Origin of the sequence: Paenibacillus pedocola (assembly GCF_031599675.1) — a bacterium.
Taxonomy (GTDB): Bacteria; Bacillota; Bacilli; order Paenibacillales; family Paenibacillaceae; genus Paenibacillus_AQ; species Paenibacillus_AQ pedocola.
The window spans coordinates 2,625,059-2,649,365 of record NZ_CP134223.1 but is presented as its reverse complement, the minus strand read 5'-3'; the positions used below and the strand labels follow the sequence as shown (position 1 = coordinate 2,649,365).

Here is a 24,307-nt window from a genome sequence, read left to right as displayed (position 1 = left end):
AGTATACTTTCCTGCAAAAGCTCCTCCCCTTCTAATCTATAATTATTCTGCGGTACCTATTATTCCCCGGGTATTTTTTGACCCTCTTCCACCAGAGGCTTCAAATCATCCTGAACACTGCCTTCCCATAAGGGTATTCCTGAGCGGTAGGCGGACCGGCCGTTCAAATGACCTGCTACCGGTGAAGTGATGAATACAAATACGATAGCGAGCAGCAGCTTGAAGCTGACCGTTCCATCCACAACCCAGAAGTACACAAATCCCCCGCCCAGCACACAAAGCACCCCAAGCGTTGCACTTTTGGTTGCAGCATGCGAACGAAGATATACATCAGGCAGCCGGACTAAGCCGAAGGCACTCAGACCGCAAAAAATGGCTCCTATCAACACCAGAATCGAACTAATCAGCTCACCTGCCATCGGTGTCCCCTCCTTCTTCGACCACAACGCCCCGTTCAATATATCTGGCCAGCGCTGTTGTTCCAATAAATGTTAGAATACCGATCACCAATATGATCTCCAGGAAATCCTGTGTGTTCAGCTGCATGGAGACAACTGCTATAATGGCCAGCACATGAATGCCTATCGTATCAAGTGCGGCAACCCGGTCGGAGCGGGTCGGCCCTTTCAGGAGCCGGTACAGGCAGGCCAGCATTGCCAGAGCCAGAATCACCAAAGATGCGGTTAACAGGGCTGAGATCATCAGCGGGTCACCTCCATAATCGCCTGCTCGAAAGTACCTCTAATCTGCGCGGCCAGCTCCTCTGCATCTGCAATATCAATAGCATGAATATACAGGGTCTTGCCATCACCCGAAACATCAAGCGTCAGCGTACCCGGCGTCAGACAGATCAGGCAGGATAACAAGGTGACTTCCCAGGCTGAAGTTAATGCAGTTTCATAAGCAAATATTCCCGGACGTATAGCCAGTTTTGGACGAAGAATATGTCCGAGCACTACAAAGTTTGAGATGGCCAGCTCACGGATAAAGATCAGCAGGAGCTTCAGCATGGCCCATAAGCGTCTAAGATAGAACGGCCGGGTCCAGGATTTCCGCAGGATCAGTAATATAGCTATACCTAGCACATAGCCCACGATGAAGCTGGAACCCGAGCTATTGGTATTCAGCAGCATCCACAGCAAGGCAATCAACAGGTTAAACAGGATTTGTATGGCCATCTCCTCTACTCCTTCATTACAGCTTCAATGTATTGCACGGGGGAGGCCAGAACTTCACCCGCCTGCGATACATAGGTAAATACGAACTCTGCTCCGATCCCCATGGCAATCACGAGGACAAGCAGTCCGCCAGCTACAGCCGAAGCCCATTTCAGGTTCACTTGAGGCTGATCGTTCTCCGGTTCATTTCCCCAGAACGCCTGTCTGAACACCTTAATCAAGGAATACAGCACCAGGAAGCTTGATCCAAGACCAATGAGGGACAAGGTCAGCATACCCGTATCCAAAGCTCCGCGGATGATCAGTACCTTGCCGGCAAAACCGCTGAGCGGTGGTATACCCACCAGGGCAAGGGTCAGAATGAAGAACATCCAGCCGATGAGCGGGTACTTCTTGATCATGCCCCCCATGCTGTTCAACCGGTCGGTTCCCGCAGCAGAGATAATCATTCCGCCCAGAATAAACATTAGTCCCTTCGCCAGCATATCGTGCAGCAGATAGAAGACCGTTCCGTCAAGTGCATCCCTGGTCCCTGCAGCAAGCCCAAAGGCCACAAACCCTACGCTGATTATGACGTTGTAGTTCAGAATCCGGGGGATATCCTTGTAAGCTACTGCCCCCAAGCCGCCTAAAATCATCGTTACTGCCGCCATCCAGGCAATCCAGCTTTGGGTGAACCCCAGATCGTTTACAAACAGCAGAGTGAACGTGCGGATAATTGCATATAACCCGACTTTAGTCAGCAGGGCGCCAAACAATGCTCTGACCGCAGCGGGAGGTGCACTGTACGATCCCGGCAGCCAGAAGAACAGGAATAGCCCGGCCTTCAAGGAAAATACAATTAAAAACAGAACCGCAATCACATTCAGCACGCCGCCCTGCCCTGCTTCCGAAATACGCTGGGACAGATGCGCCATGTTAAGCGTTCCAACCGCCGCGTAGAGATAAGCAACCGCTGCAACAAACAGTGTCGAGGATACGATGTTTATAAGCAAATATTTTGACGTTTCCCGCAGCTGGAGCCTTGTCCCTCCGATAGAAATCAGTGCATAAGAAGAAATTAGCATCACTTCAAAGAAAACAAACAAATTGAATATATCACCGGTAAGGAAGGAGCCGTATACCCCGACCAGCAAAAATTGAAAGAACGTGTAGTAATAGAACCGCTCCCGCTTCTCTCCTATACTGTGAAAGGAATAGAGCAAAATCGCAAAGCTGACGACCGAGGCCATCGTAACCAGTAACACAGCAAACATATCACCTACAAAGACAATGCCATAGGGAGGAGCCCAGCCCCCCATCTGCAAGGTTTGGATACCCCCAGCGTGAACACGTGCTACCAAAATCCCCGCAATCAGGATATTCAGCACTCCGCTGAAAGCACTGATACCACGCTGGAGCCGTATCTTCTCTTTGAAGAAAATCAGAATAACAGCTGTACATAGAGGAATCAGAATCGGCAGCACCAGTAGATTGCTCATTCTTTGTCCTCCTTGATGCTGTCGATCTCATCGGTCCCCAGAGCCTGGTAAGAACGGTAAGCGAGTACGAAGTAGAAGGCAGTGACTCCAAAGCTGATCACGATAGAGGTGAGGATCAGCGCTTGCGGCAGCGGATCGACATAAGAGTCCGATTTACCCAGGACAGGGGCTGAGCCTTTTTTGAGTCCGGCCATCGTCATCAGCAGCAAATGCACACCATGTGTCAGCAGGGAGGTTCCCAGTACAATGCGCAGCAGGCTTTTGGACAGGATCAGATAGACGCCTATAGTAAATAGAATTCCCACCGCAACAGCCATTACGAGTTCCATTGTTTATCCCCTCCAATCGATAAGATGATGTTCATCGTGACACCCACCACAGCCAAATACACACCCAGATCAAACAGCACAGCAGTCGCCAGCTCTACATCCCCAAGGACAGGCAGATGAAAATGACCGAAAGCATGGCTTAAAAAAGGGGCTCCAAACACAAAAGATCCTGATGCGGTAAGAACGGCAATCATGAGCCCCACTGCGGTTAGCAGCCGGTAATTTACAGGAAGAGCTTTGCGGACCCAATCCATACCGAAGGCAATCGCCATTAGAACAAGTGCGGCTGAGGCCATCAATGCCCCGATAAAGCCACCCCCCGGATGATGATGTCCGGCAAAGAACAGATATAGGGAGAAGATCAGAATAATAAGAACGATCCCCTTTGACATGGTCTGCAGGATCACATCATTGCTCCGCAGAGGCAAGACTGAGCGGACTTTATCTTGCTGCGGCTGCGGCAGATCTGCTTCCATTCTTAAATGGATCAGTCCGTAGATGGCTAGTGAGGCGATGCCAAGCACCATAATTTCAAACAAGGTATCAAAGCCGCGGAAATCTACCAGGATGACGTTGACAACGTTCTTCCCTCCAGCCTGGCTGTAGCTTTCTTTTAAGAAAAACTCGGAGATGGGTTCGAAGGGACTGCTGCCCATAGCGGCGAGAGCGACGAATGTCATCGTAATCCCAACCCCCATTGCTATTACCAGGTTAGGCAGCTTAAAGCGCAGCGGCTCCTTCTGTTTCTTCAGCTTCGGCAGATACCGGAAACAGAGCAGGAACAGAATGACCGATACCGTCTCGATAATCATTTGTGTAAGCGCAAGATCGGGCGCCCGGAAAAGGACAAACAGCAGCGTCACCATGTAGCCGACAGCGCCGGTGAACAGGATCGCGTTGACCCGTGATTTGGCAAAAGGTACAGCAAAGGCAGCCAGCAGCATGATGGCTACAACAACAGCTTCATAGAAGGACAATGGGGCATAGTGCTCCATCCCAAGGCTTATACCGGGTTCTCTCACCAGAACAGCAAGCAGCGCGATAATCAAAAAGCTGAAAATGTACAGCAGATAATGACGGTTGGAGCCTGTCATATAGGCATCGGTCAAACGTCTCGAACCCTTTTCCAGCAGCTGGAGCGATCCGTCATACATCCGGTTAAGTGGATTTCGCCCGCTTGCCTCACGGTCCAGTACCCACAGCCGGTTGTAGCCTCTGTATAGTAGTATACCGGCAGCTACAACACCAAGCGTCATGAATATCTCTGGTGTCCAGCCATGCCAGAAATGAATGGATACCCCGAAGGTTGCCTCTGGGGCCAGCAGCCCGCTGTGAATGGAAGCCATTGCCGGTTCAATCAGCGGAACGGAGACCAGATCAGGGAAGAAGGCAAAAACAACAGCAAGTGAAATGAGAATCACCGGAGACAGCAAAAGTCCCAGCGGCGCTTCATGCGGAGCCTTATCCAGCTTGGCTTCCTGAAGCTTGCCGCCGAAGGTCTTAAAGACGAGAATCATGCTGTATACAAAGGTAAATACACTCGCCAGCCAGGCAATCACCGGAAAGAACTGCATCCAGAACCCTGAGCTCAAGACATTAAATTCTCGGATATTCAATACGGAAGTGAAGAACATTTCCTTGCTAAGGAATCCGCTGAACGGCGGCAATCCAGCCATGGAGAACGCTCCGATTACTGCCACCGAAAAGGTGACCGGCATGACCGACATCAATCCTCCAAGCTTACGGAGATCCCGGGTACCGGTCTCATGGTCAATAATACCCACAACCATAAACAGACTGCCTTTAAAAACGGCATGATTGATGAGATGAAAGAGGGCTGCCGAGGTAGCCATCATATAGAAGACGGCTTCTCCTGTACCGGCAAAAAAGGCTGCTGCCGAGCCGAGTCCCAGCAGAGACATGATCAAGCCCAGCTGGCTGATGGTCGAGTATGCGAGCAGGGCTTTGAGATCGGTTTGCCTGATAGCTTGGAATGACCCGTAGATCAAAGTAAACAACCCTGTCAGGGAAACCAGCCAGAACCATTCGGATTGCCCGGCAAACAGCGGAGTGAGCCGCGCTACCAGATAGATCCCCGCTTTAACCATCGTGGCCGAATGGAGATAGGCACTGACCGGAGTCGGCGCTTCCATCGCATCGGGCAGCCAGATGTGGAACGGAAATTGGGCGGATTTCGTAAAGGCACCCAGCAGAATGAGCAGCATGGCCGGAATAAACATGGCGTCTGCCGTTAAGGTCCCCGCCTGTGCAACAATTTCGCGGATACTATAAGTACCGGTCATTACATAGAGCAGATTAAATCCGGCAAACATCGCCAGACCGCCGAACACCGTAATCAGCATGGATTTCATTGCACCATATCGGGATCTTTCCCGGCGGTGCCAGAAAGCGATGAGCAGGAATGAGGAAATGCTGGTGAGCTCCCAGAACCCGTACAGCACCATCAGATTATCCGACAGGACAACCCCCAGCATCGCTCCCATGAACATTAACAGGTAAATGTAAAACTGGCGGATCCCCTCTGTGTGCTTCTGAAGATAATAGATCGAATAGAGAACGACAAGCGCTCCGACGCCGGTGATCAACAGTACAAACAGCAGGCTGAGCCCGTCAAGAATCAAGGTGATATCGATTCCAAGGGAGGGCATCCAGGTGAAGCTATCCAGGATATTGTCACCCGCCCGGATCATTGGAATCCTTGTAAGGAAATAAAGGAACAGAGCCGCCGGCAGAGGCATGATCATCCAGCCCATGTGAAAGCGCAGGTTTTGTTTAATCATCAGCATCAGCACAGCCAGCAAAAACGGAAGTAAGATAATGACATGCAGCATGGATCAGCACCCCCTTTTATAAATTTTGAATAATATCCCCTTAGCGCGGCTTAACCCATTCATTTTGCACAATTCTCAGGTACTGGGCCTCACCGTTTTCAACGATTTTAAACAGGCCGGTATTAAAATCGGTGTCAAGCTCACGGAAAAACACACCCTTCACCGGTTTGCTTCCGGCAGCTTCTTCCGCGAGGACGTAACGGCCGCCATCTTTGACCAAATAAGCGGTAAATCCCTGCTCATGCGTCTGCTCCAGCAGCTCGGGATACCGCTGAACGGCCACAATGTGCAGATCGGTAGGGCCGAGCTGTTCCATCAAATCATTGATGAAGCTGCCACGGGTAATCTCCTGCCAGAGGGTTTGACTCGATTGCCCAATCACAATCTGGGTGATATTCTTTTCCCTGGCGGTCTCCACAATGACCTCAACCGTTTTTCTTCCATTACATTTGCGGTTTAAAAATTGTCCTCCGGCTTCCTTCGTCTGATTCTCCCAACCGGAAAGGTATTGCTGTTTCTCGCGGTTATACTCATTGTCACCGGCTGAATCCACAGTAAGTACAGTCAAAGGGGCATGCTGCAGTCTGGCCAGCTGGCTTCCTCTTTGAATCAACCGCTGCCCGTGAGGACCATAATGCACACACACCATGATGCTCTCATTGTTCATTTCCATCCCAAAGCCTCCGCATCAGTAAATTTTTTCCATTAAAAATACACAAAAAGAGCCCGCTGTTGGCAGGCTCCTCCTATTCACTCCGTATACAATTAAAATAATTATATCGTCACCGAAGGAGAATGTAAAGCTACTGGGTGAATGCCTAGATCGTGACTGAAATAATTATTCCCCGTATAAACAATTCAAATTCTCCCTTTGATCAATTATTCTGAAGGGCATTATCACTATCCTCTGATATCAGTTCACTTGCCGCCGTGTCCGGATCAAGCCATACTTCGATCAATTCATGGGTATCCCGCACATCTTCCTCATCCAGAATATAATACCATTGATCTGTGCGTTTATCGGTGCCCTGCAGCATGTGGCTGGTGATTAGCGGAGTGCCGCTTTCAAAAATAACCTTCTTCGCCAAATCCAGCATAAAATCAGCTCTCATATTGGTTTTGAAATTGTCGCTGGCGAGCCCCATAATCTGATTTATATTAGCGATATTGCTTATATTTTTCATTCGTTCTAAGACCGCCTTAAGGAATATCCGCTGTCTCTCTGTACGCTTAAAGTCCGAATCCTCACGATATCGTACGTACATTAAGGCTTCTTTACCTGAATAGATCGGTTTGTTAGGCTCAACACGAAGCTTCTCATGGGCCGGATTCTTATTCTCAATAAGTTTCGTAATCGGCAATTCCACTCCTCCAAGCGCATCCACTACTTCCACCAATCCGTTAAAATTAATTGTAGCGTAGTAGTCTATCGGTGCATCCAGCAATTCCTCTACTGTATCCACACTCATTTGAGCTCCTCCGTACGAATGCGCAGCATTTATTTTCGTATTGTTTCTTGCTCCCTTTACATTCTCTGCCCCAACAATTTTAGTATAGGAATCCCGGGGAATTGAAACGAACAGGACTTTATTATTTTTTGGCCGGACCACAGTATATATAATCGAATCGGACAGCCCATTCTCATTGTGCCGCTGATCTGTACCAAGCAGTAATAATGAGAATGGCGGACTTTTATCGAGTTTTGTTGAAGCATCAGTAATCTTATCGTTGTTATCTTTGAGCGGAACGTAAGAATTTTCAAGAGTACCTTCCACTGTCGGGGCAACAACGTGGTCGAAACCGAACATTAATAATTCCTTACGAAACACAAAGGACGATATACCTGCAACGAGAATAAAAGCTAGGATAGACAGCCCTATCTTCTTTTTCCGGTTACTTTGTTTTTTCGATTTTTTCTTACCCGTTCTCTGTAATGATGATGGCTGTGCTGCATTGTTCTTTTTCATTTTCTGAACGAACCTTTCTTTTTTAGAAATAATAAAATAGATAGAATGAAGAGGATTGTATATTTAATAACATAGGGATAATCTTACTATATTTTTACTCTATTTTACAATTTAACCCACTAACAACTCTTACACTGCCATCGGTGAAAGCTAAAACAAAAAAAGCCAAATCACTAACAAAGTGATCTGACTTTTATCCTGATATTTAACTAGAGATTTCTATTATTGGCCATAGCGTTTGCTTTGGTCTCATGAACAATAAAAGAACGGCCAAACTAATAACTGCATTTGCGCTCATAAAGCTCTCCCCCTCGTTTCAACGGCAAATAACAGCCTTTAACCGCATATAATCGATGAAATCCCCTTCTTGCAAGAATCCTTGCCGCCTTCTCTCTTTGGAGCCAGTTGCGCGAGACAATGATCACTTCATCCGCTGGGGAAAGATCATTCCTCCACACTACAGGCAGCCGGCCAACGGATATATTAACCGATCCGGGAATATGCCCCTCCCAATATTCGTTCGCATCTCTTACATCGAGTATTTTGGCGTTTGACCAACGTACACTTAACAGATCCCATTCTTCAGGATCCACATAGGTAAGTGCCCGTACGGGCATTAGCTGAATCCATACCCACAAGATAAGAATTCCACTGAACAAAGCCATGATTGTCATTTAGATATCCTTTCTATATGGAACAATATCCTCAATCCCGAACCAGTCTGCCGGTCCATACATTTAGCCCACCCGTCATATTCACAACTTTATATCCTTTTTCATGGAGAAGCTCACATGCCAGACCGCTGCGGCTTCCGCTACGGCACATAATGATAACCTCCTGCGCAGGATCCAGTTCTCCGTACCGTTCCATTAACTGGCTTAGCGGAATATGTCTGGCACCTTCTATATGTCCCTCCGCCCACTCCACTGGCTCCCGGACATCCAATAGATTCAGTGACTCGCCTTGCTTCATTTGTTCAGATAGTGCTTGAGGTGTAACTGCTTTCGGAATTCGAAATGCCATATATACTCGCTCCTTTGGGTTATTATTTGAATGATGTTTTTCAATGAGAGGATGTATATTGCATATTACGTATACCCCTATGGGTATTATAGCGTGTTGTGGTTAGTTTAGCAACGTTCGTTGGTGTCGCCGGGGGAACACTGCTGCCATAAGAATGAGAATGAAAAAAGAACCCTGAGGATCAGGGTTCTTCGTAGGATTAAGCTCTTACCCGAATGGGTGGAGCTTCCGTTTTTATCTGCTTTTAACAAGCAGCTCCACGGCCTCTTTGACCATTTTACCGGGATCATAGTTACCGTTAGCTTGTTCTTCCAGAATACAATGCTGGAGGTTCTCCGCAACGATTTGAGCTAGCGCTCTATCAGAGGCGTTCCGGACAGCAGACAGCTGTGCAACGACCTCCTTGCAGGACTTTCCTTCATCCATTAACCGCAGCACGCCGCGAATCTGTCCTTCAATTCTCCGTAAACGTGTTTTGATTTCATCGGGATAACTGTATTCCATATCTGTTCATCTCCTCTTAGTTACTATACCTGTATAGGTATAGTATAGATCAAAAGAGGGGATAGTACACGCTAAATGTCCTGGCTTTTGGTGCGCATAACGTCGTCGATCCGATAGTCGGTCCCATTAGGTAAAGTGATAAAGATGAAGAAGCCAATCAGAAACAGCGGGATAATCGCTAAAATGCTAAAGCTGGCTTCGCCTGTAAGCGTCGTAGTCAGTGACATCACTGCAGGACCGAGAATGGCCGCAAATTTGCCAAAAATATTATAAAACCCGAAGAATTCGTTGGAATTCTCCTTCGGAATAATCTTGGCAAAATACGACCGGCTGAGTGCCTGAATTCCGCCTTGAGCCGATCCGATCAGCGCACCGAGAATAAAAACATGCCACACAGAGGTGATGAAGAAAGCCGCGATACAGGAGATGATGTAGGTGAAGATCCCGGCAATGATCATCTTCCGGGCAGAGTAGGTTTTAGCCAGGTTGCCATAGAGGATCGCGCACGGAAACGCGATAATCTGGATAATGAGCAGAATCCCCAGCAGCGTAAAGGTATCGAGGGCGTCCGTGCCCAGCACGGAAGTGGCATACGGCACCACCATCTTAATGATGGTATCCACCCCGTCAATGTAGAAGAAATAGGCGATCAGGAACACAAATACGATTTTGTGCTGGCGGATATTCATAAAAGTGACAGCCAGCCTTTTGAAGCTGTTCGCAATCGGCTTAGGTTCAGGCTCAATATAATATCTCTGCTTCACATCCCTGATCATAGGCACTGTGAGGAGCCCCCACCAGAGAGCGGTAATCATGAACCCGATCTGGTAACCAATGGCTTTGTCCATCCCCATCACAAAAATCAGCAGCAGGCTGATCCCGAACGGAATGACACTGAAGATATATCCGAACGCGAATCCTCTTGTGGATACCTTATCCATCTGTTCATCACTTGTAATATCCACCAGGAAGGAGTCATAGAAGATATTGGACCCGGCAAATCCGATCGCTGACAGAATGTAAAAAGCAATCAGCAGCTGCCATTGCCCGCTATCCGGTGAGATAAAAGCCAGTGAAGCCGTAGCCAGCACACCGACCGCAGCGAAAAAAATAAAGAAGCGCTTCTTCCGGTCCTTATAATCCGCTATCGTCCCTAAGATCGGGCTGAGAACCGCCACTATGATGCTGGCAATGGAATTAAAGTAGCCCAAATCCATACTGCTGTCCACATTACTGAACATGCCAAATATAATCGGCAGCAGCGCCGTAGTTACGGCCATCGAATACGCTGAATTGCCACAGTCATACAGAATCCATGATTTCTCCTCTTTGCTCAGCTTCATCTAATCTTCTCCTCTTATAACCAATTGTTTCAGTTATATCACGCGAACATATGAAGCATGTTAACGGGCTGTTAAATCATAGATCATTTATTGTTTCACTTTCGCCTTTATAGAAGAGACTGCCAATAGGAACAACGGAATCGCCACCATATTCACCGGAAGCACATAGCGGATCCAGACACTTTTGAGCAGCAGTCCGGCCGGAGGATTTAAAGTAATAACCAGCATAGTGAGGATGAACGTTACCGGAGCTACGCCCCAGAGAATTTTTTTCCAGCTGCGGGTCTTTCCGGCCCATTGTGCGACTCCGTAGCTGGTAATGAACATGACGATGGACAACTTAACGAAGATAGAAACCAGCCAAATAGCCATCACAAAAATATCCATATTCTGAATAAACTCCATCAGATAGACAAGCTTAACCATCTCAAAAAAAGGGAATTGCAGCCGCCCGCTTACTTCAGGACCGAAGGTCATCAAGACCCACAGAACACCAAGAAGCAGAAGTACCGAGGAGAAGCCAACAGCCAGCAGCAGCGCCTTTCGTGTTTCTTTGCCGGGATGCTCCACGAAGGGGAACAGCATCATGAGCAGGACGGCTTCGCCCAGCAGTGACACCGGCGCAAGCGCTCCTTCCACAATAGGCCAGGGTCCGGTATCAGCATATACGGGCAGGAGCATCGACCAGTTGAGATTATTGGCGGTTAAGCCAAAGGTGAGTACAAGAATAACCATCAGGATAGGCCCCCACAGCTCACTGACCCTGCCGATCGCTTCAACCCCGCCATGGTACACTGTATAGAACACCACTCCAATCATCGTTCCGATGATCACCCAGGCAGGTGTCTTATAGAGGACACTCAACCGGATGAACAGGAACTCATCACGCAGAATCAGGCTCATCACCCAGAACCACTGGAGGAAAAACGGGATCACAATCAGCTTGCCGGCCCATTTCCCCAGAATCGCCACGCTATACTCTATCAAGGTCTGCCGGGGATATCGAGAGCTGAGCTTGGCGGCAACATAAGTAATGACCAGCCCCATGATCCCAGCCAGAATATAGGAGATCCATGAATCTTGCTTGGCACTCTGAATCGTCGCTGTCATCGTGATCAGCAGGTTGATTCCGATCTCCAGCATCAAGATCATCCAGAACAGCTGGCGGTTGTTGATCTTCATCTACTCTTCACCGCCTTCTCTCGTCGGGAGTAGGGATTCTCCTGTAAGCCCCGTTCCGGTCAGATTTAGCTTTACGGTGATGTCCAGATCGATGTCCGGAAATATCGTCTCCCAGTCAGCAGCAAGCTTCTTCCAACGGTAAGGATGACGGTGGTGAATCGTATCTCCGAATCCAAAGATATCGCATTTGAAGTCCTTTTGCACTTTCGTGACGACTCTTCTGATCTTCTCTTCAAGATATTGGTTCATCCGGGCTTCTACTTTCTTAACATTTGCCGGCTTTGAGAGATTCAGCGGGGAGTTATTCTCTTCAATGTATCCCTTGCCTTCCAGTAGGATTCGAAACCTTGGCAGGGCTCCGCTGAATATGGGCGTAATATCACTCTTGAAGCTGTCCACACTGACAGTCACCGTTTTGCCACTGGTTGCTCCTGAGAGGGCATCCTCTACCGCCCCGCCTGGTTTATCCGCATCCACAGCATTGATGATAGTAGTGAAAGTCCGGAATACCAGCTTGTTTGCAATCCATAGTCTGACCCAGTATTCATCATATTTCAGGTACCCTGCCAGCTTCAGCTGACCGTTAAAAACAGCAGCCCCGTATATCCCGAGAGTCGTTTGCGGCGGGCTGTCATTTTTACTCTTTTTGTCAATCTTCACTTCCGGCGGCAAGATGGTGAGCGCAGGCATAATTCCACAGCCGGTCCCGTTGGCCGAGATAAAAAAGTCCAGCAGTGACCGGCTGATCGGTGCCCCGCTCTTCTCCTGAATTTTCTGCACGGCAATCGCCGGATTGGTCTCCAATTGATATGCCAGGCTCATCGCCTCCTGCGCAGTTGCCTTCCTGACGACAAAAATATTCGCTCTCGGGCGTACCATCGGACTTCTGCCATACTCGTCCAGGATCGAAAAAACACCGTGTTCCGCAAGCTTCTCCCCGATAAAGATATTCCGCCGGTGCCCCGGGAAAAGCACCCGCGATAGCTTTCTTTGCATATTCTGTTCGGCATCCCTGTTGTTTTTGCCGTAAGCAGTCTCCGTCATGAAGCCGGAACGGCCCCCCTGTTCCCCGCCTTGCTGCCCTCCCGTTTTGGAGGCAAGCGGAAGCACGAGATTGGCTGTCGCCAGATATTGGCCATCCTCTAAGAGATCCATCCCCCAGCCCAGAATAATCGCCTGGTCGTTCAATTCCTGACGATCCCAACATCCGGTGAGAACAAGCGACAAGGCGACGAATATCACTATTAGTTTCTTGAACATACGCCCATATCCCTTTCTTGCCTGTTATTTGGTACGTTTGGGGAACCGTTCGGACTTGCCATTGGTCAGCCAAGGCAACAGTTTGCGCATCCTGGGTTTAGGCGCACGTACAAGCACATCGTTCAGATTGCCGGTCGACATGGGCGCATAAGGTGCCATATAAGGCACACCAAAGGGCTTCAGCGTTACCATATGCACCGAGAGCGCGATGAGAAATAAAACAATACCATAGAAACCAAGTACTCCGGCTATGACCAGTAAAGGGAATCTGAGCATCCGGTAGGCAGTTCCCAGGTTATACAGAGGAAAAGCAAAAGAAGCGACTCCCGTCAGAGAAACGATGATCACCATTGGTGTGGATATGATTCCCGCTGCTACTACCGCTTGTCCAATAACAAGTGCTCCGGCAATACTGACTGCAGGACCAACCTGCTGGGGCAGCCGGATTCCGGCTTCACGCAGGCCCTCAAAAATAAACTCCATAATTAGAGCCTCGATAACTGCCGGAAGCGGAACACCTTCTCTGGCAGAGGCAATGCTGACCACTAGTGAAGTGGGGATCACCTGCAGATGGTAAGTAGTCAATGCCACGTACAGAGAAGGCAGCAAGAGTGAAATATGCACGAAGGTATACCTGATCCAGCGCACAAAGGTAGCGTACATAAATCTGTCCGAATAATCGTCTACAGCCTGCAGTCCGGACCAATAGGTCATTGGTAAAATGAGCACAAACGGCGTATTGTCCGTGATAATAATGACTTTGCCTTCAAGCAGACTGGAGACCGCCACATCTGGCCGCTCCGTATTCTGAATCTGCGGAAACGGAGAGAACACATTATCCTCAATAAATTCTTCGATATTGCTGGAATGAATGATCCCGTCGATTTGGATTTTCTGCAGACGGGCTCTCACTTCTTTGACCAGACTTTCCTTCACAATGCCTTCCATGTAGCCGATCACAATATCCGTTTCCGTGAGGCTGCCCAGCGTCATACTTTCCAGCTTCAACTTGGAGGAACGGAGACGCCGCCGGAGCAGGGAGGTATTGGTCCGCAGCGTCTCCATGAACGCATCCCGCGGACCACGGACTACCTTCTCCGAGGTGGCTTCCTCTATCGCACGTTTCTCCATTTTGATCAGGTCGGCCAGCATCACAAAGGCATTGCCCTCCGTGAATATTGCCGTTTCACCGCGCAGGACCGCTTGGATGACTTCCTTCGTTTGAAATACGATACGAATTTTCAGTGTCGGAATAAAAATCTCTTTCAGCTCAGCAGCTCTGCCTTCATCCACCATAGAGCTTCTGCGAAAATGCTCGATTAGCGGCTGCAGCACAAATTCATCCACGGCCTGGACATCACACATCCCATCCACATAAATGAGTGTCGCCCGGTTTAGTCCCCCGATGCTGCAATTCCGGTACATTATATCTGAACAATTCAGGAACTCCAGCTGCATCCGTTCTATGTTGTACGCAAGATCCGGATACAGCATTTCTGGTTCTAACTGTTTGTTGGTTGTTTGCTGTTCCATGCGGCATCCCCCTCATGTTGGTATTTGCTGTAAATGAGGGAATTATGCATCGTTCTATAAAACCCTATATGGATTTGATCCCCTATCGCGTTACAGATGCCGTAAGTGGTAATAAATAAAATAAAACTAAACTATTCCTGATTTAAAACTAAGACTGCCGAGAAAATCCCGGCAGCCTTTTAGCTTCATGCATGTCATTATCACTTTAATAGAACTTGTGTATCTTAGATGGTCCAGTTATAAATACTGCCGTTCTCCAGTTTGTGCAGCATGCTCCACTGCATCAAGTAACTGATGAAGTTTGACCGCATCTGTGAAACTTGGTGCCAAGGATGTTCCTTCACGGATGTCTCGGGCAAACTTATGGTAAGCCTGAGCGATATTCAGAACAAATCCGGAGTCATTTTTAAGGGAATCCGGTACCCAGTAATATGATTCGGGAATAGTTAATTCCTGCAATTCATGGTCCTCAGGCCCTGCTCCCTGTAATTTATGTGATCCGAATTGAATCGAGGCAGGCGCACTCAGCACGATCGTGCCCTTGTCTCCAAAGATTTCAAGTCTGAGTCCTGTCTGATGTTTGACTCCGCCTTGAATATGAACGCTGGCTGCCGCACCGTTCGTCAATTTTCCTGTAATCAGTATTTGATCATCCGTCGTCTTCTTTATAACTTTGCGGATATCCGCCAGTTCGACTTCAGAAAACTGTTGTGCCGTAACTGCAGAAAGTTCAGTAAAGTCCCCAAGCATGTAGGTAAATGCATCCAGATTATGTCCGCCTACAATAGTGAGCAAATTCCCGCCTATCTTCCGATCAAATAAGTACGCAGTAGCTTTGTCAGCCACTCCTCCCATTCCATCCAAAGCTACCTTTAAATTGGCTGACAAGACTTTTCCCACATAGCCTTCAACCAATAAATCTTTCACATAATTGATGGCAGGGGCCTGTCTGGCCTGTAATCCAATTGCATTTGGTAACTGGCTGGACGCCGCCCACTCCTGCATTTCAAGCGCCTCGCCGGTATTTGATCCAAGTGGCCATTCACAATATATCGGTTTTCCCGCAGGAGCAACAGCTTTAACGGCATTATAATGTTCCTTGACGTTAATACTAACCACTAACATGTCCACATCAGGATGCTCTGCCAAATCCTCCATATTATCAAACCCGTGATCTGCATGGAAAGCTTCTGCGCTCTTCTTCGCACTCTCGCTATTACTTGTCCCAACTGCCGTAAGCTCAAACTCATTCAGATGCTCAATAGCCGGAATATGTGTGCCTCTCGCCCATCCGTTATTAATTGATCCGCCTATAATTCCGGTTCGTATTTTTTTACTCATGTATACCAGCTCCATTTATTGAATTTTGAAAAGCAGGAGGAGATCCGATCTAACGACTGACGAATATCACAATCCAGTTGATCTGTCATTCATTCCTCATCCCTTGAAGGTTATTTAGCAGGGCGAAACTATATCACTATGATTTTGAGGTGCCATACTAATTTATGTTGAACTCTTGTTTCGCACTTCCAAGGACAAAACGTTCTTTATTTCTTTCCTGATTTTAGCTTCTTCAGGTGTAGGAACAGTAAGATTTCCCGTCTAATATCGAAAGTTTTAGTCTTGAATTTCCTGTGAAAGCAATAACTACTTTCTATGTTATGATATTAATTAGACTGCTAAATATAAAACCAAAAGAACATGCGTAATAGTTCTGGGTTTGTTGACAACATCATAAAGCCATTATGTCCTACTGCAAAGAGGGCAATATAAATGGACATAGTACAACTATTTGTACCCTCGGACTAGGAGTGATATCAATGAGGGTTTGCAACGAAGGCTTTGACAAAGAATTTATGGATGAAAAAAAGGATATGTATGCGATAGCCTTCACCCAAAATGTTCTTTCAGGACGCTGGAAGTATTTCATCTTATGGTTTCTAAAAGGAGAAACACGCCGTTATACGGATATAAAAAAATTTCTTGGAGGGTTATCACAAGGTTCGCTTACCAATCAGCTTAGGGAGCTTGAGAACGATGGGGTCATTAAACGTGAAGTATACCCGGAAGTTCCTCCGCGCGTAGAGTATTCGTTAACTGACAAGGGTATCAAATTACTTCCCATCCTTGAAAAGATGGAGGACTTCGGTAAAGAATACGGTGATATACCCAAATTCGAAGAAGGTTAGAATAAAGTCAAAATCCCATAAGCAGGTTTCTCTGCAAATGGGACAGTTCTCTTATACCCTTTCGATCTTAACCCGGCTAAACTCCGCAGTACCCTGGCTAACAAACACGGCAAGCTTTCCATGCTGAATATCGTACATTCTGGCGCTCATCGCCACCTCCCCGCCGATATAAATTTCGCAAATGGTGCCATCAATGAATATCTTCAGCTCATATTCCTGTTCCGGCAGTAACTGTAACGGGCGTTCCAGCTCCACCTCGTATGGGAAGGTTTTGCCTCCTTCTTCTGATTGCATAACCGGTCCACGAAAGGTGATCCGGCTGCGCTGGGGCTCCAGCGATAGGTAATAGGCAAAATCCAGACTTTCCTCAGCCCGAAGCATAAAACCCAACCCTTGGGTCGCCCCGGAGAATCGTACGGCTGCAGAAACCTTGCACAATCCGGGCAGTTCCTCCTGCGATATACAACCGGCGAAGGCATAAGGAGATTCACAGTGAAGCAAGTTATCCGAAATTAACCAGTCTCCGACGATTCCCTCAAAGGTCGCGGGCACCTGTGTACCAAAGGCGGAGTCAACCGTTTCGGGTACTTTTACTCCAAGGGTACCATCCGGACGCTGAAAGATTTCATGCACAATCAGATTGCCGCCCCAGTCCCAAGTATCGTAATCCTTGCCGGTGGACTTTGGTGGGTTCCAGCCGAACAGATCGTCATTTTTCGTCGGATTCCAGCCGAATAAATAACGTTTCTGGCTGTCGGATACAGACTTAGCCGCATAATAAGCCCTTCCGTCAAACGCTTCTTCCTGCGGAGTCATCCAAGGTCCGTTCAAAGAACGGCTCATCCGGTAAAAGGTGCCGAAACGCCCCGTATAAGAAGAATAGACCAGATACCACCAGTCTCCTATCCGGAACAAGTCCGGGCACTCGTGTGCTCCTACATGCAGGTTTGGTGCGTATAAAGGTTCCCTGTATTCCCATTGCTTCAAGTCTTTGGACGACAGCAGACCGGTACAGCCTTTACGGCTCGTCGGCCCCTTTTTCAGGGCTGCAATCAGCATCCAGTATTGCCCTTCTTCCTCATTCCAGAATACAAAGGGATCACGCCAGTCAGCTAGTTCATAAATTTCCCCATCCGGACCAAAAGTGTCTTCTGGAACTGGCTCCCATGACCGCAGATCCTTGCTGATGGCATGGCAGGCGAACTGTTTGCCTTCAGGAAAAATACAGTAGAACATATGATAGACATCATCCACTTTGAGAATATGTCCGGTCCCGCCTTCGATCCTGCAGGCCCCGTCTTCCCTAAAATTCACCAAATCCTCTGTTCCAAGCAAATGCCAGCCTTGATCCATTCCCTCTCGGTAATTCTCTCTCCAGCCATGCAGGTAAAAGAGTTTAAATTCCCCGTCTTCATAATAGGGGATAACATCCCCTACCCATGCGTTCTCCGGACGATAAAAAAATTCCTTCATTAATCATTCCTCCTTTAGCTTTGCGTTGGCTTTGCGTTGGCTTTGCGTTGGCTTAGCGTGCTTACAGTGATGCAGAGAAAGCCGGAGCCACGGCGTAAGATTACTCCGCCATGCTCCCGGCCTTCTCCTCACCAGTTATTTATTTACTTTATCAAGCAAAAGCGAAATAATTTGTGCACTTTCTGCGCGGTTTACTTGTTCATGCGGCATGAATAATTGATTTCCGCGGCCGCTGATTAAGCCAAGCTTCTGTGCAGCACCGATCGAATTAGCGGCCCAGCTGCTAACAGTGCCGGCATCTTTGAAATTACTCATTTCTTCAGAGGCGGCATTCTGTCGTGTATGAAACAGGTACGCTTTATAGATCATAACCGCCATTTCTTCCCGGCTTATCGTTTCCTCCGGTGCAAAGGTAGCTATACTTCTTCCGGTTACGATTCCTGCTTCGTACGCTGCGGCAATGGAAGCAGCGTATCCTTTGGTCGGATCAACATCCTTGAATGCAACCGGGTTCGAAGCTTCTATTCCGAATGCACGGGTAATCAGGGCAGCAAACTCAGCCCTTGTCACGTTTTGCTTCGGTGCGAATGCCGTTTCACTTACACCTAACACAATTTGCTTCGCAGCCATCCTTTTAATCACGTCATAGGCCCAATAAGAGGCATCGACATCATCAAACGACTTGTCATAGGTAAGAACGGCATAGGTACTGAAATGGTTCACATGCGCCGTCCATTTATCGCTTGAAAAGGTTCCGCCCATGTACTCCAGACTGCCATCTTCGGCGATGTAATACATGCCCGTCAGATCCTGGCGGGAATTCCCCATTGTACTCAGCCTGATTGTTACCGGTTTGGAGAATGTCTTAAGCTGCTGGATAGTTCCATCGGCTTTTACAATAGACAGCTTGAAATCATAGGCTTCTCCGATAGCGGATATTCCCGCTGTATTCTTGCGCCCGGTACGCTCAAGCAGTTCTTTGAGCTGATCTGGGGGTAAGGTATCCAATTCAAAAGAGATTTTCGCATGCTCAACCTCGTCCTTGGAAATAAGCCCTTGCAGTTCCTTCAATACCTCTGCGGGAATTTCCACCTCTGCCCCGTTATGTGTAATCTTCAGGGCATTCTTTCCGTCGTTTGCCGCCGTTGTCACCGGGAACAGCACCTGCCGCTGCCCCGCTGCCATTTCAAACGATAAGCTGCTCTGACTATCCGGTTTACTGCCAGGAATTACAGCGTTACCCGGCGGACTGGTTGGGACGGGTGTAGTGGGATCAGTCGGGCCGGAAGGATCGGTTGGATCGGTTGGATCAGTCGGCCCGGTTGGGTTAGACGGACTCTGCACCTTAACCGGCACATTGAAATCATCGACGTTAATGTGTCCGAAACCGCCGGTAGATTGATCAACCACCTTCAGGTAAAGCTCTTCGCCGATATATTGCGACGCATCCCAAATCTTCCGTTGATACTCCTCATAATTGGTGGCGGTCTCCTTAAACAGCTCTTTTCCGTCCGATGCCCGGACCAGTGCAACATACAGCTTATCTATATCCCGCCCTCCGCTGACAAGGAAATTGATCTTTCCGTTCCCGCCAAGGACGAAATTCTGTGATTTTAACGTTCCTGTCAAACTATCGCCGCCGGCTTCCTCATTGAACCCCCACAAATGATATCCGCCAGGAATTTTATGCGATGGATTGAAATAGATCGTTTCCCAGAAAAACTGGGCATCGGTCACATGGATATCCTGGAAGGCGTCTCCTTCCGTTATCCAGCCTGTTAAGTCTCCTGCAGCAAAATCATGATTAGGCAGATCCGTAATATCGGTATACACCGAATTGTCCCAGTTGTCAGGCACATCGACCGGAGCAGCCGGTTCACCTGTCATGGCATTCATATTCCATACTTCCATCGACTTGACCGTTATATCGTTGTCGGCCCAAACCTGCAAGCCCAAGGAATCGTATCTTCCCACGTAGACACGGGTTGTCAGTTTTTTCTTATAATTGGCAAAGGCTTCGACAACCGAGCGGTCCAGGAAAATATGCAGCTTCAGGTTCTCTCCGTCCAGATCCACGTATCCGCCTTGAATGCCGTCCACGCGCACATCCGGATCAATGCTGCTCTTAGTCCGGTCCACATTGAAGGTTCCATTTGTCTTGTCATAATAAATCAGTGTTTCCTCCTGGCCGTTATCGGAGCGCCGCACCTTAAGACCGAATTTCTGGGCTTCGCCCGGATCAATCTCCATGATAATCTCCAGCATATCGCCTTTGACATTTTGGATCAGCTGATTGGCAGCCTGCAGGTTCTTGTCTGTAAAATTAGCCAGCTTCGTCCCCCGGAGACTTTGCAGCTCCTGAATCGGCTCAATGCGCAGTTCATTATGCTCATCCAGGCTCAGAGAAACCGGCAGAGCCAGATTATGAGCCCATCCTGCCTGATATTCAGCCTGCGGCGTTCTTACATTCTGTACCATGGAGTAAACGACCGTTCTTCCGTCAGGTGTGACCATACCGCTCTCTGCGGTTAAATAGCCGTCACCCACATCAATTTTGGACGGTGCCTCCTGATCAGGTATAAACTTGAAGTGATCTCTATCCCAGGTTCCAATCCAATAAAACACCTCAACATCTCTTTGCACATCATTTGCCGGCGGAACCTGCTCCGGCTTTTCATGTGGATTGATCATGAAGATATACTTTTGCTTGCCTGTACTATCCTTGCCTACGGGTAATAATACCGGTAGCTCCCATACCGTACCCAGCTCCGGATAAAAACTTCTGTCGCTAACATATAAAGGCCCTTTATACTCCCAGTTGTACATATCATCAGATACATATACCAACGCTGTGCCGCTGCTGAAATCAGGCAGTCCTGATGTCACTAGCTGATACCATTTATCCACTTCTTCGTCGTACCAGACGAATGGATCCCGAAACTCGTTATGGATGCCGTTTCCGTTCTGCTCCGTTACCGGCTCTGGATATTTCACCCATTGCTCTAAGCGGGGATCAGTCAAATCAGCCGGAGTCGCCAGCCCTGTTCTTTGGTTCGGTGACAGGGAGTCATTGCCGGCGGTATAGAACAGAACAGGATTACCGTCACGATCATATGCTGCGCTACCTGACCATGCGCCGTCCGGGTCCAGGGTTCCGGCTTCGGGTGCAAGCGCAGGCCTTACATTTTCCCAGTGCACCATATCGTCACTCACCCAATGTCCCCAGTGGATTTGATGCCAGTATGGCCCTTGAGGATTATGCTGGTAAAACAAATGATATTGGCCGTTAAAATAAATCGGCGCATGCGCTTCATTCATCCAGTTTTGCGGAGGCATCGCATGGTACTGGGGACGATGCTGATCACCGTCGAAAACGCTGGGGTCCTCATCAATATCGCCATTTGGAATTTCTGGAACCGCACCGCCGTGAAGCGCCTTTACAGTTTCATATTCAGCAAGGATCTCCGAACCCGTAAGCGCTTTGTTCTGCAGTTTCACCTCATCGATGAGTCCGCTGAACATATTGAAGGAGAACAGGCCTGCGAGCTCTACTGGTTTATTGTTTTTTCCGATCAGCAGATCTGCTGAAGAGGATGTGATCGGAATGTTGAGCGGAGTTGCCTGGGAAGCTACTTCCTGACCGTTCAGATACAACTTAAGCATTCCGTCCTTTTTGTCGAACGTTGCAGCCACGTAATTCCACTTGTATTTCTCAAGCGGATGATCCTTTACCCAGACCTGAATCCACTGCCCGCCTATCCCAGCCTGCATCGACCAGGTGCCGTGCCGGTACATGCCAAGCGCGAAGCCTTCCACCTTATCCTGATCTGACTGGTTTACAATCGCAGACAGCTTGTTTCCGTCTCCCCATTCGTAGCTGCGCGGGGCGACCCAGGCTTCGATCGTTAACGCATCACTTACAGGAATAGTATCCTTTGCACTGACCTCAACATCATTCGAGTAGCCGTCGAACAATAAGGCACCGCCTTTGACTCCGCGCGGAGTCCATCTCGGATCCTTAGAAGCCATATATCTTGCATCATTAAAGACATAGTTCACATCATGTTCCAGATTGCTTACTTCCTCAAGCGCCTTCTTTCCCGCGCCTTCATCAAAATTCATATAAAAGATGTTCCCCGTAGCATTAGCTTGAAAAGCGTCAACGGAAATCCGGGCCTGTCCAGATTGATCAGTAACCTTGATATAAAGTCTCTTATTATAATGCTCGTACACATTCCAGGAAATTTGCTCATTCGCACTGACATCTCCGGTCTTTTCAAGCAGCGCATCAGTGCCGGCGTCATACAGTGCCACATAGGCCTCTTCCGGATTTACGATATCCAGCACAGTAAAATTCACCGTTCCGTTTCCTTGAAGTGTGAAGGCACTGGAGGTTATGGAGCCCTGCCCTTCCATGGAAGACTTGGCATAAAAGCTGCCATCTTTGCCGGCCACAGCTTCATCGGTCACTTGAAAAGCATCCCCCTCCACCATCCAGCCCTCAAAGTTTCCCGTCTCAAAACTGCGATTCGTAATTTCGGTCGGGATAATATTGTCAGCCATAACCCCTTCATCCGGCACCATTTCATTGAAGGTGTTAAAGGCATCAGCAAAAACCAGCCCCCAATCCGAGGCTGCATGATCGACGATCTCCAGATACAGTTTCTTGCCGATATACTTGGACAAGTCGGCCTTATACTGTTCCATATTCGCGAGTCTCAAGCCCTGCGCCGGATCCGGAAACCCGGAATCGCTAAATTCACTGTTGCCGTATCTGGCAATCAAGTTTCCCGTAACCGCATCAATGACGCTCACATAGGCTTGATCCGTATGCTTACCTCCGCCAAGTCTGAAGGTGATCCAGCCCGTTCCCCCTAACTCGAAGGTGCTGGAACGAAGCACACCTGTCGCAGATTCGGCGTATTTCCAGCCATTCAAATGATAAGTGCCTTCCTGGTTGTAAGGTATATGTTCCGCCCACCAGGTGGTTTCATCCGACACGCTGTCTGGACCAAAGGCTTCACCTTCCACTACAGTCCACCCGGATAGATCCCCAGTTTCAAAGCTTGGATTGTCTATCTGGTAACGCTTGAAATCCGGCTTGATATCCGTGGCAACAATGCCCTCTGTCGGCTCTGTTTCATGGTACATAAAGAATGCGTCCGCAAAAATCAATCCCCAATCTGAGGTTGCGTTATCTACGATCTCTACATACAGCTTCTTGCCCAAATATCCGGAAAGATCTGCCTTATACTGCACCATATTAGCAAGCCGCATGCCCTGAGCGGGATTAGGAAAACCAACATCGGCAAAAGCGCTATTGCCGTATCTGGCTATTACTTTTCCCGTATCAGCTTCCACAATGTTTGCATATACCTTGTTAGGGTTTTTCGCACCGCCAAGCTTGAAGCTGATCCAGCCGCTGCCGCCCAGCTCGAAGATACTGGAACGCAGCACACCTGTTGCAGCCTCATCATACTTCCAGCCGTTTAAATGATAAGTGCCTTCCTGATTATACGGAATTTGTTCCGCCCACCATGTGGCTTCATCTGAGACGCTATTTGGACCAAAGGCATTTCCTTTGACAACAGTCCAGCCTGTCAGGTCTCCTGTTTCAAATCCCGGATTCACAATTTTGTAGACCGCATCGTTAACTGACAATCCCGCATCAGCCTTAGGAATTTGATAGACTGCGTCCGTTACGGACAATCCCATGTTTACTTTTGGAAGTGTCGCTTGTCCAACATTAGAACCAGACTCAGCAGCCGCCGGAATTCCGGGAACAGCAAGCTGGAGAGCGATAACCCCTATCACCATTCTGGATATCCAGGGTTTTCTTCCTTTAACTTTTCTCATTCAAGAGCCTCCTTCATAATCTCTTATTCATGCCGCTACGATACCTAATTTCGCGATGCTCTCCTTGTACAAGGACGAAAAGATAAGAATTATGAAAGGAGAGAAACCAAATAAAGCGCTTTCAGTCAGAGGAATGT

At 48.3% G+C, this 24,307-nt stretch carries 19 protein-coding genes; 1 reads left to right on the top strand and 18 read right to left on the bottom strand.

Annotation, left to right across the window (positions count from 1 at the left end; translation table 11 throughout):
* Window positions 1-59 precede the first annotated feature (59 nt).
* The 16 genes from mnhG to QU597_RS11140 all read right to left on the bottom strand — a co-directional run bounded on the left by mnhG (window position 60) and on the right by QU597_RS11140 (window position 15,993).
* Complete coding sequence (gene mnhG, locus QU597_RS11215) at window positions 60-419, bottom strand: monovalent cation/H(+) antiporter subunit G (protein WP_310832707.1); 360 nt, start codon at window positions 417-419, stop codon at window positions 60-62.
* The gene (locus tag QU597_RS11210; protein WP_310832706.1) at window positions 409-702 is read right to left on the bottom strand and encodes a Na(+)/H(+) antiporter subunit F1; all 294 of its coding nucleotides are present in this window, start codon (window positions 700-702) and stop codon (window positions 409-411) included. Before QU597_RS11210 ends, mnhG begins: the two co-directional genes overlap by 11 nt.
* Window positions 702-1,178, bottom strand: coding sequence for a Na+/H+ antiporter subunit E (locus tag QU597_RS11205; protein WP_310832705.1), 477 nt, complete (start codon window positions 1,176-1,178; stop codon window positions 702-704). Before QU597_RS11205 ends, QU597_RS11210 begins: the two co-directional genes overlap by 1 nt.
* 5 nt (window positions 1,179-1,183) lie before the next feature.
* On the bottom strand, window positions 1,184-2,659 hold the full coding sequence (locus tag QU597_RS11200; protein ID WP_310832704.1) for a Na+/H+ antiporter subunit D: 1,476 nt from the start codon (window positions 2,657-2,659) through the stop codon (window positions 1,184-1,186).
* On the bottom strand, window positions 2,656-2,988 hold the full coding sequence (locus QU597_RS11195) for a Na(+)/H(+) antiporter subunit C (protein WP_310832703.1): 333 nt from the start codon (window positions 2,986-2,988) through the stop codon (window positions 2,656-2,658). Before QU597_RS11195 ends, QU597_RS11200 begins: the two co-directional genes overlap by 4 nt.
* Entirely contained in the window at window positions 2,976-5,840 is a 2,865-nt protein-coding gene (locus QU597_RS11190; protein WP_310832702.1) for a Na+/H+ antiporter subunit A, read from the bottom strand. Before QU597_RS11190 ends, QU597_RS11195 begins: the two co-directional genes overlap by 13 nt.
* 40 nt (window positions 5,841-5,880) lie before the next feature.
* Window positions 5,881-6,513, bottom strand: a complete 633-nt coding sequence (locus tag QU597_RS11185) for a universal stress protein (protein WP_310832701.1) — start codon at window positions 6,511-6,513, stop codon at window positions 5,881-5,883.
* Between the two features lie 202 nt (window positions 6,514-6,715).
* Entirely contained in the window at window positions 6,716-7,807 is a 1,092-nt protein-coding gene (locus tag QU597_RS11180; protein ID WP_310832700.1) for an LCP family protein, read from the bottom strand.
* 275 nt (window positions 7,808-8,082) lie between these two features.
* Window positions 8,083-8,481, bottom strand: coding sequence for a rhodanese-like domain-containing protein (locus QU597_RS11175; protein WP_310832699.1), 399 nt, complete (start codon window positions 8,479-8,481; stop codon window positions 8,083-8,085).
* A gap of 31 nt (window positions 8,482-8,512) precedes the next feature.
* Complete coding sequence (locus QU597_RS11170; RefSeq protein WP_310832698.1) at window positions 8,513-8,830, bottom strand: rhodanese-like domain-containing protein; 318 nt, start codon at window positions 8,828-8,830, stop codon at window positions 8,513-8,515.
* Window positions 8,831-9,064: 234 nt separating this feature from the next.
* Complete coding sequence (locus QU597_RS11165) at window positions 9,065-9,334, bottom strand: metal-sensitive transcriptional regulator (RefSeq protein WP_206104316.1); 270 nt, start codon at window positions 9,332-9,334, stop codon at window positions 9,065-9,067.
* A 71-nt stretch (window positions 9,335-9,405) separates the two neighbouring features.
* The gene (locus QU597_RS11160; protein WP_310832697.1) at window positions 9,406-10,677 is read right to left on the bottom strand and encodes an MFS transporter; all 1,272 of its coding nucleotides are present in this window, start codon (window positions 10,675-10,677) and stop codon (window positions 9,406-9,408) included.
* An 87-nt stretch (window positions 10,678-10,764) separates the two neighbouring features.
* Entirely contained in the window at window positions 10,765-11,859 is a 1,095-nt protein-coding gene (locus tag QU597_RS11155; RefSeq protein WP_310832696.1) for a GerAB/ArcD/ProY family transporter, read from the bottom strand.
* Window positions 11,860-13,119, bottom strand: coding sequence for a Ger(x)C family spore germination protein (locus QU597_RS11150; RefSeq protein ID WP_310832695.1), 1,260 nt, complete (start codon window positions 13,117-13,119; stop codon window positions 11,860-11,862).
* Window positions 13,120-13,143: 24 nt separating this feature from the next.
* Window positions 13,144-14,652 carry a spore germination protein gene (locus QU597_RS11145; protein ID WP_310832694.1) on the bottom strand — a complete coding sequence of 503 codons (1,509 nt, stop codon included), beginning with the start codon at window positions 14,650-14,652 and terminating at the stop codon, window positions 13,144-13,146.
* Between the two features lie 237 nt (window positions 14,653-14,889).
* On the bottom strand, window positions 14,890-15,993 hold the full coding sequence (locus QU597_RS11140; RefSeq protein ID WP_310832693.1) for a Gfo/Idh/MocA family protein: 1,104 nt from the start codon (window positions 15,991-15,993) through the stop codon (window positions 14,890-14,892).
* Window positions 15,994-16,472: 479 nt separating this feature from the next.
* Here QU597_RS11140 and QU597_RS11135 point away from each other — a divergent pair, with 479 nt between their 5' ends.
* Window positions 16,473-16,841: a winged helix-turn-helix transcriptional regulator gene (locus tag QU597_RS11135; protein ID WP_310832692.1), complete on the top strand. Its 369-nt coding sequence runs from the start codon at window positions 16,473-16,475 to the stop codon at window positions 16,839-16,841.
* 51 nt (window positions 16,842-16,892) lie between these two features.
* Here QU597_RS11135 and QU597_RS11130 read toward each other — a convergent pair whose 3' ends face one another.
* A complete protein-coding gene (locus QU597_RS11130; RefSeq protein ID WP_310832691.1) occupies window positions 16,893-18,314 on the bottom strand; it encodes a GH32 C-terminal domain-containing protein in 1,422 nt (473 codons plus the stop codon).
* 135 nt (window positions 18,315-18,449) lie between these two features.
* The gene (locus QU597_RS11125) at window positions 18,450-24,170 is read right to left on the bottom strand and encodes an S-layer homology domain-containing protein (RefSeq protein WP_310832690.1); all 5,721 of its coding nucleotides are present in this window, start codon (window positions 24,168-24,170) and stop codon (window positions 18,450-18,452) included.
* Window positions 24,171-24,307 lie beyond the last annotated feature (137 nt).

Bases quoted from the DNA above. Each gene is read 5' to 3' on its own strand.
- QU597_RS11140 (WP_310832693.1), bottom strand. From the start codon at position 15,993: ATGAGTAAAAAAATACGAACCGGAATTATAGGCGGATCAATTAATAAC.
- QU597_RS11165 (WP_206104316.1), bottom strand. From the start codon at position 9,334: ATGGAATACAGTTATCCCGATGAAATCAAAACACGTTTACGGAGAATT.
- QU597_RS11180 (WP_310832700.1), bottom strand. From the start codon at position 7,807: ATGAAAAAGAACAATGCAGCACAGCCATCATCATTACAGAGAACGGGT.
- QU597_RS11175 (WP_310832699.1), bottom strand. From the start codon at position 8,481: ATGACAATCATGGCTTTGTTCAGTGGAATTCTTATCTTGTGGGTATGG.
- QU597_RS11155 (WP_310832696.1), bottom strand. From the start codon at position 11,859: ATGAAGATCAACAACCGCCAGCTGTTCTGGATGATCTTGATGCTGGAG.
- QU597_RS11150 (WP_310832695.1), bottom strand. From the start codon at position 13,119: ATGTTCAAGAAACTAATAGTGATATTCGTCGCCTTGTCGCTTGTTCTC.
- QU597_RS11205 (WP_310832705.1), bottom strand. From the start codon at position 1,178: ATGGCCATACAAATCCTGTTTAACCTGTTGATTGCCTTGCTGTGGATG.
- mnhG (WP_310832707.1), bottom strand. From the start codon at position 419: ATGGCAGGTGAGCTGATTAGTTCGATTCTGGTGTTGATAGGAGCCATT.
- QU597_RS11200 (WP_310832704.1), bottom strand. From the start codon at position 2,659: ATGAGCAATCTACTGGTGCTGCCGATTCTGATTCCTCTATGTACAGCT.
- QU597_RS11185 (WP_310832701.1), bottom strand. From the start codon at position 6,513: ATGGAAATGAACAATGAGAGCATCATGGTGTGTGTGCATTATGGTCCT.
- QU597_RS11135 (WP_310832692.1), top strand. From the start codon at position 16,473: ATGAGGGTTTGCAACGAAGGCTTTGACAAAGAATTTATGGATGAAAAA.
- QU597_RS11145 (WP_310832694.1), bottom strand. From the start codon at position 14,652: ATGGAACAGCAAACAACCAACAAACAGTTAGAACCAGAAATGCTGTAT.
- QU597_RS11195 (WP_310832703.1), bottom strand. From the start codon at position 2,988: ATGGAACTCGTAATGGCTGTTGCGGTGGGAATTCTATTTACTATAGGC.
- QU597_RS11125 (WP_310832690.1), bottom strand. From the start codon at position 24,170: ATGAGAAAAGTTAAAGGAAGAAAACCCTGGATATCCAGAATGGTGATA.
- QU597_RS11130 (WP_310832691.1), bottom strand. From the start codon at position 18,314: ATGAAGGAATTTTTTTATCGTCCGGAGAACGCATGGGTAGGGGATGTT.
- QU597_RS11160 (WP_310832697.1), bottom strand. From the start codon at position 10,677: ATGAAGCTGAGCAAAGAGGAGAAATCATGGATTCTGTATGACTGTGGC.
- QU597_RS11170 (WP_310832698.1), bottom strand. From the start codon at position 8,830: ATGGCATTTCGAATTCCGAAAGCAGTTACACCTCAAGCACTATCTGAA.
- QU597_RS11210 (WP_310832706.1), bottom strand. From the start codon at position 702: ATGATCTCAGCCCTGTTAACCGCATCTTTGGTGATTCTGGCTCTGGCA.
- QU597_RS11190 (WP_310832702.1), bottom strand. From the start codon at position 5,840: ATGCTGCATGTCATTATCTTACTTCCGTTTTTGCTGGCTGTGCTGATG.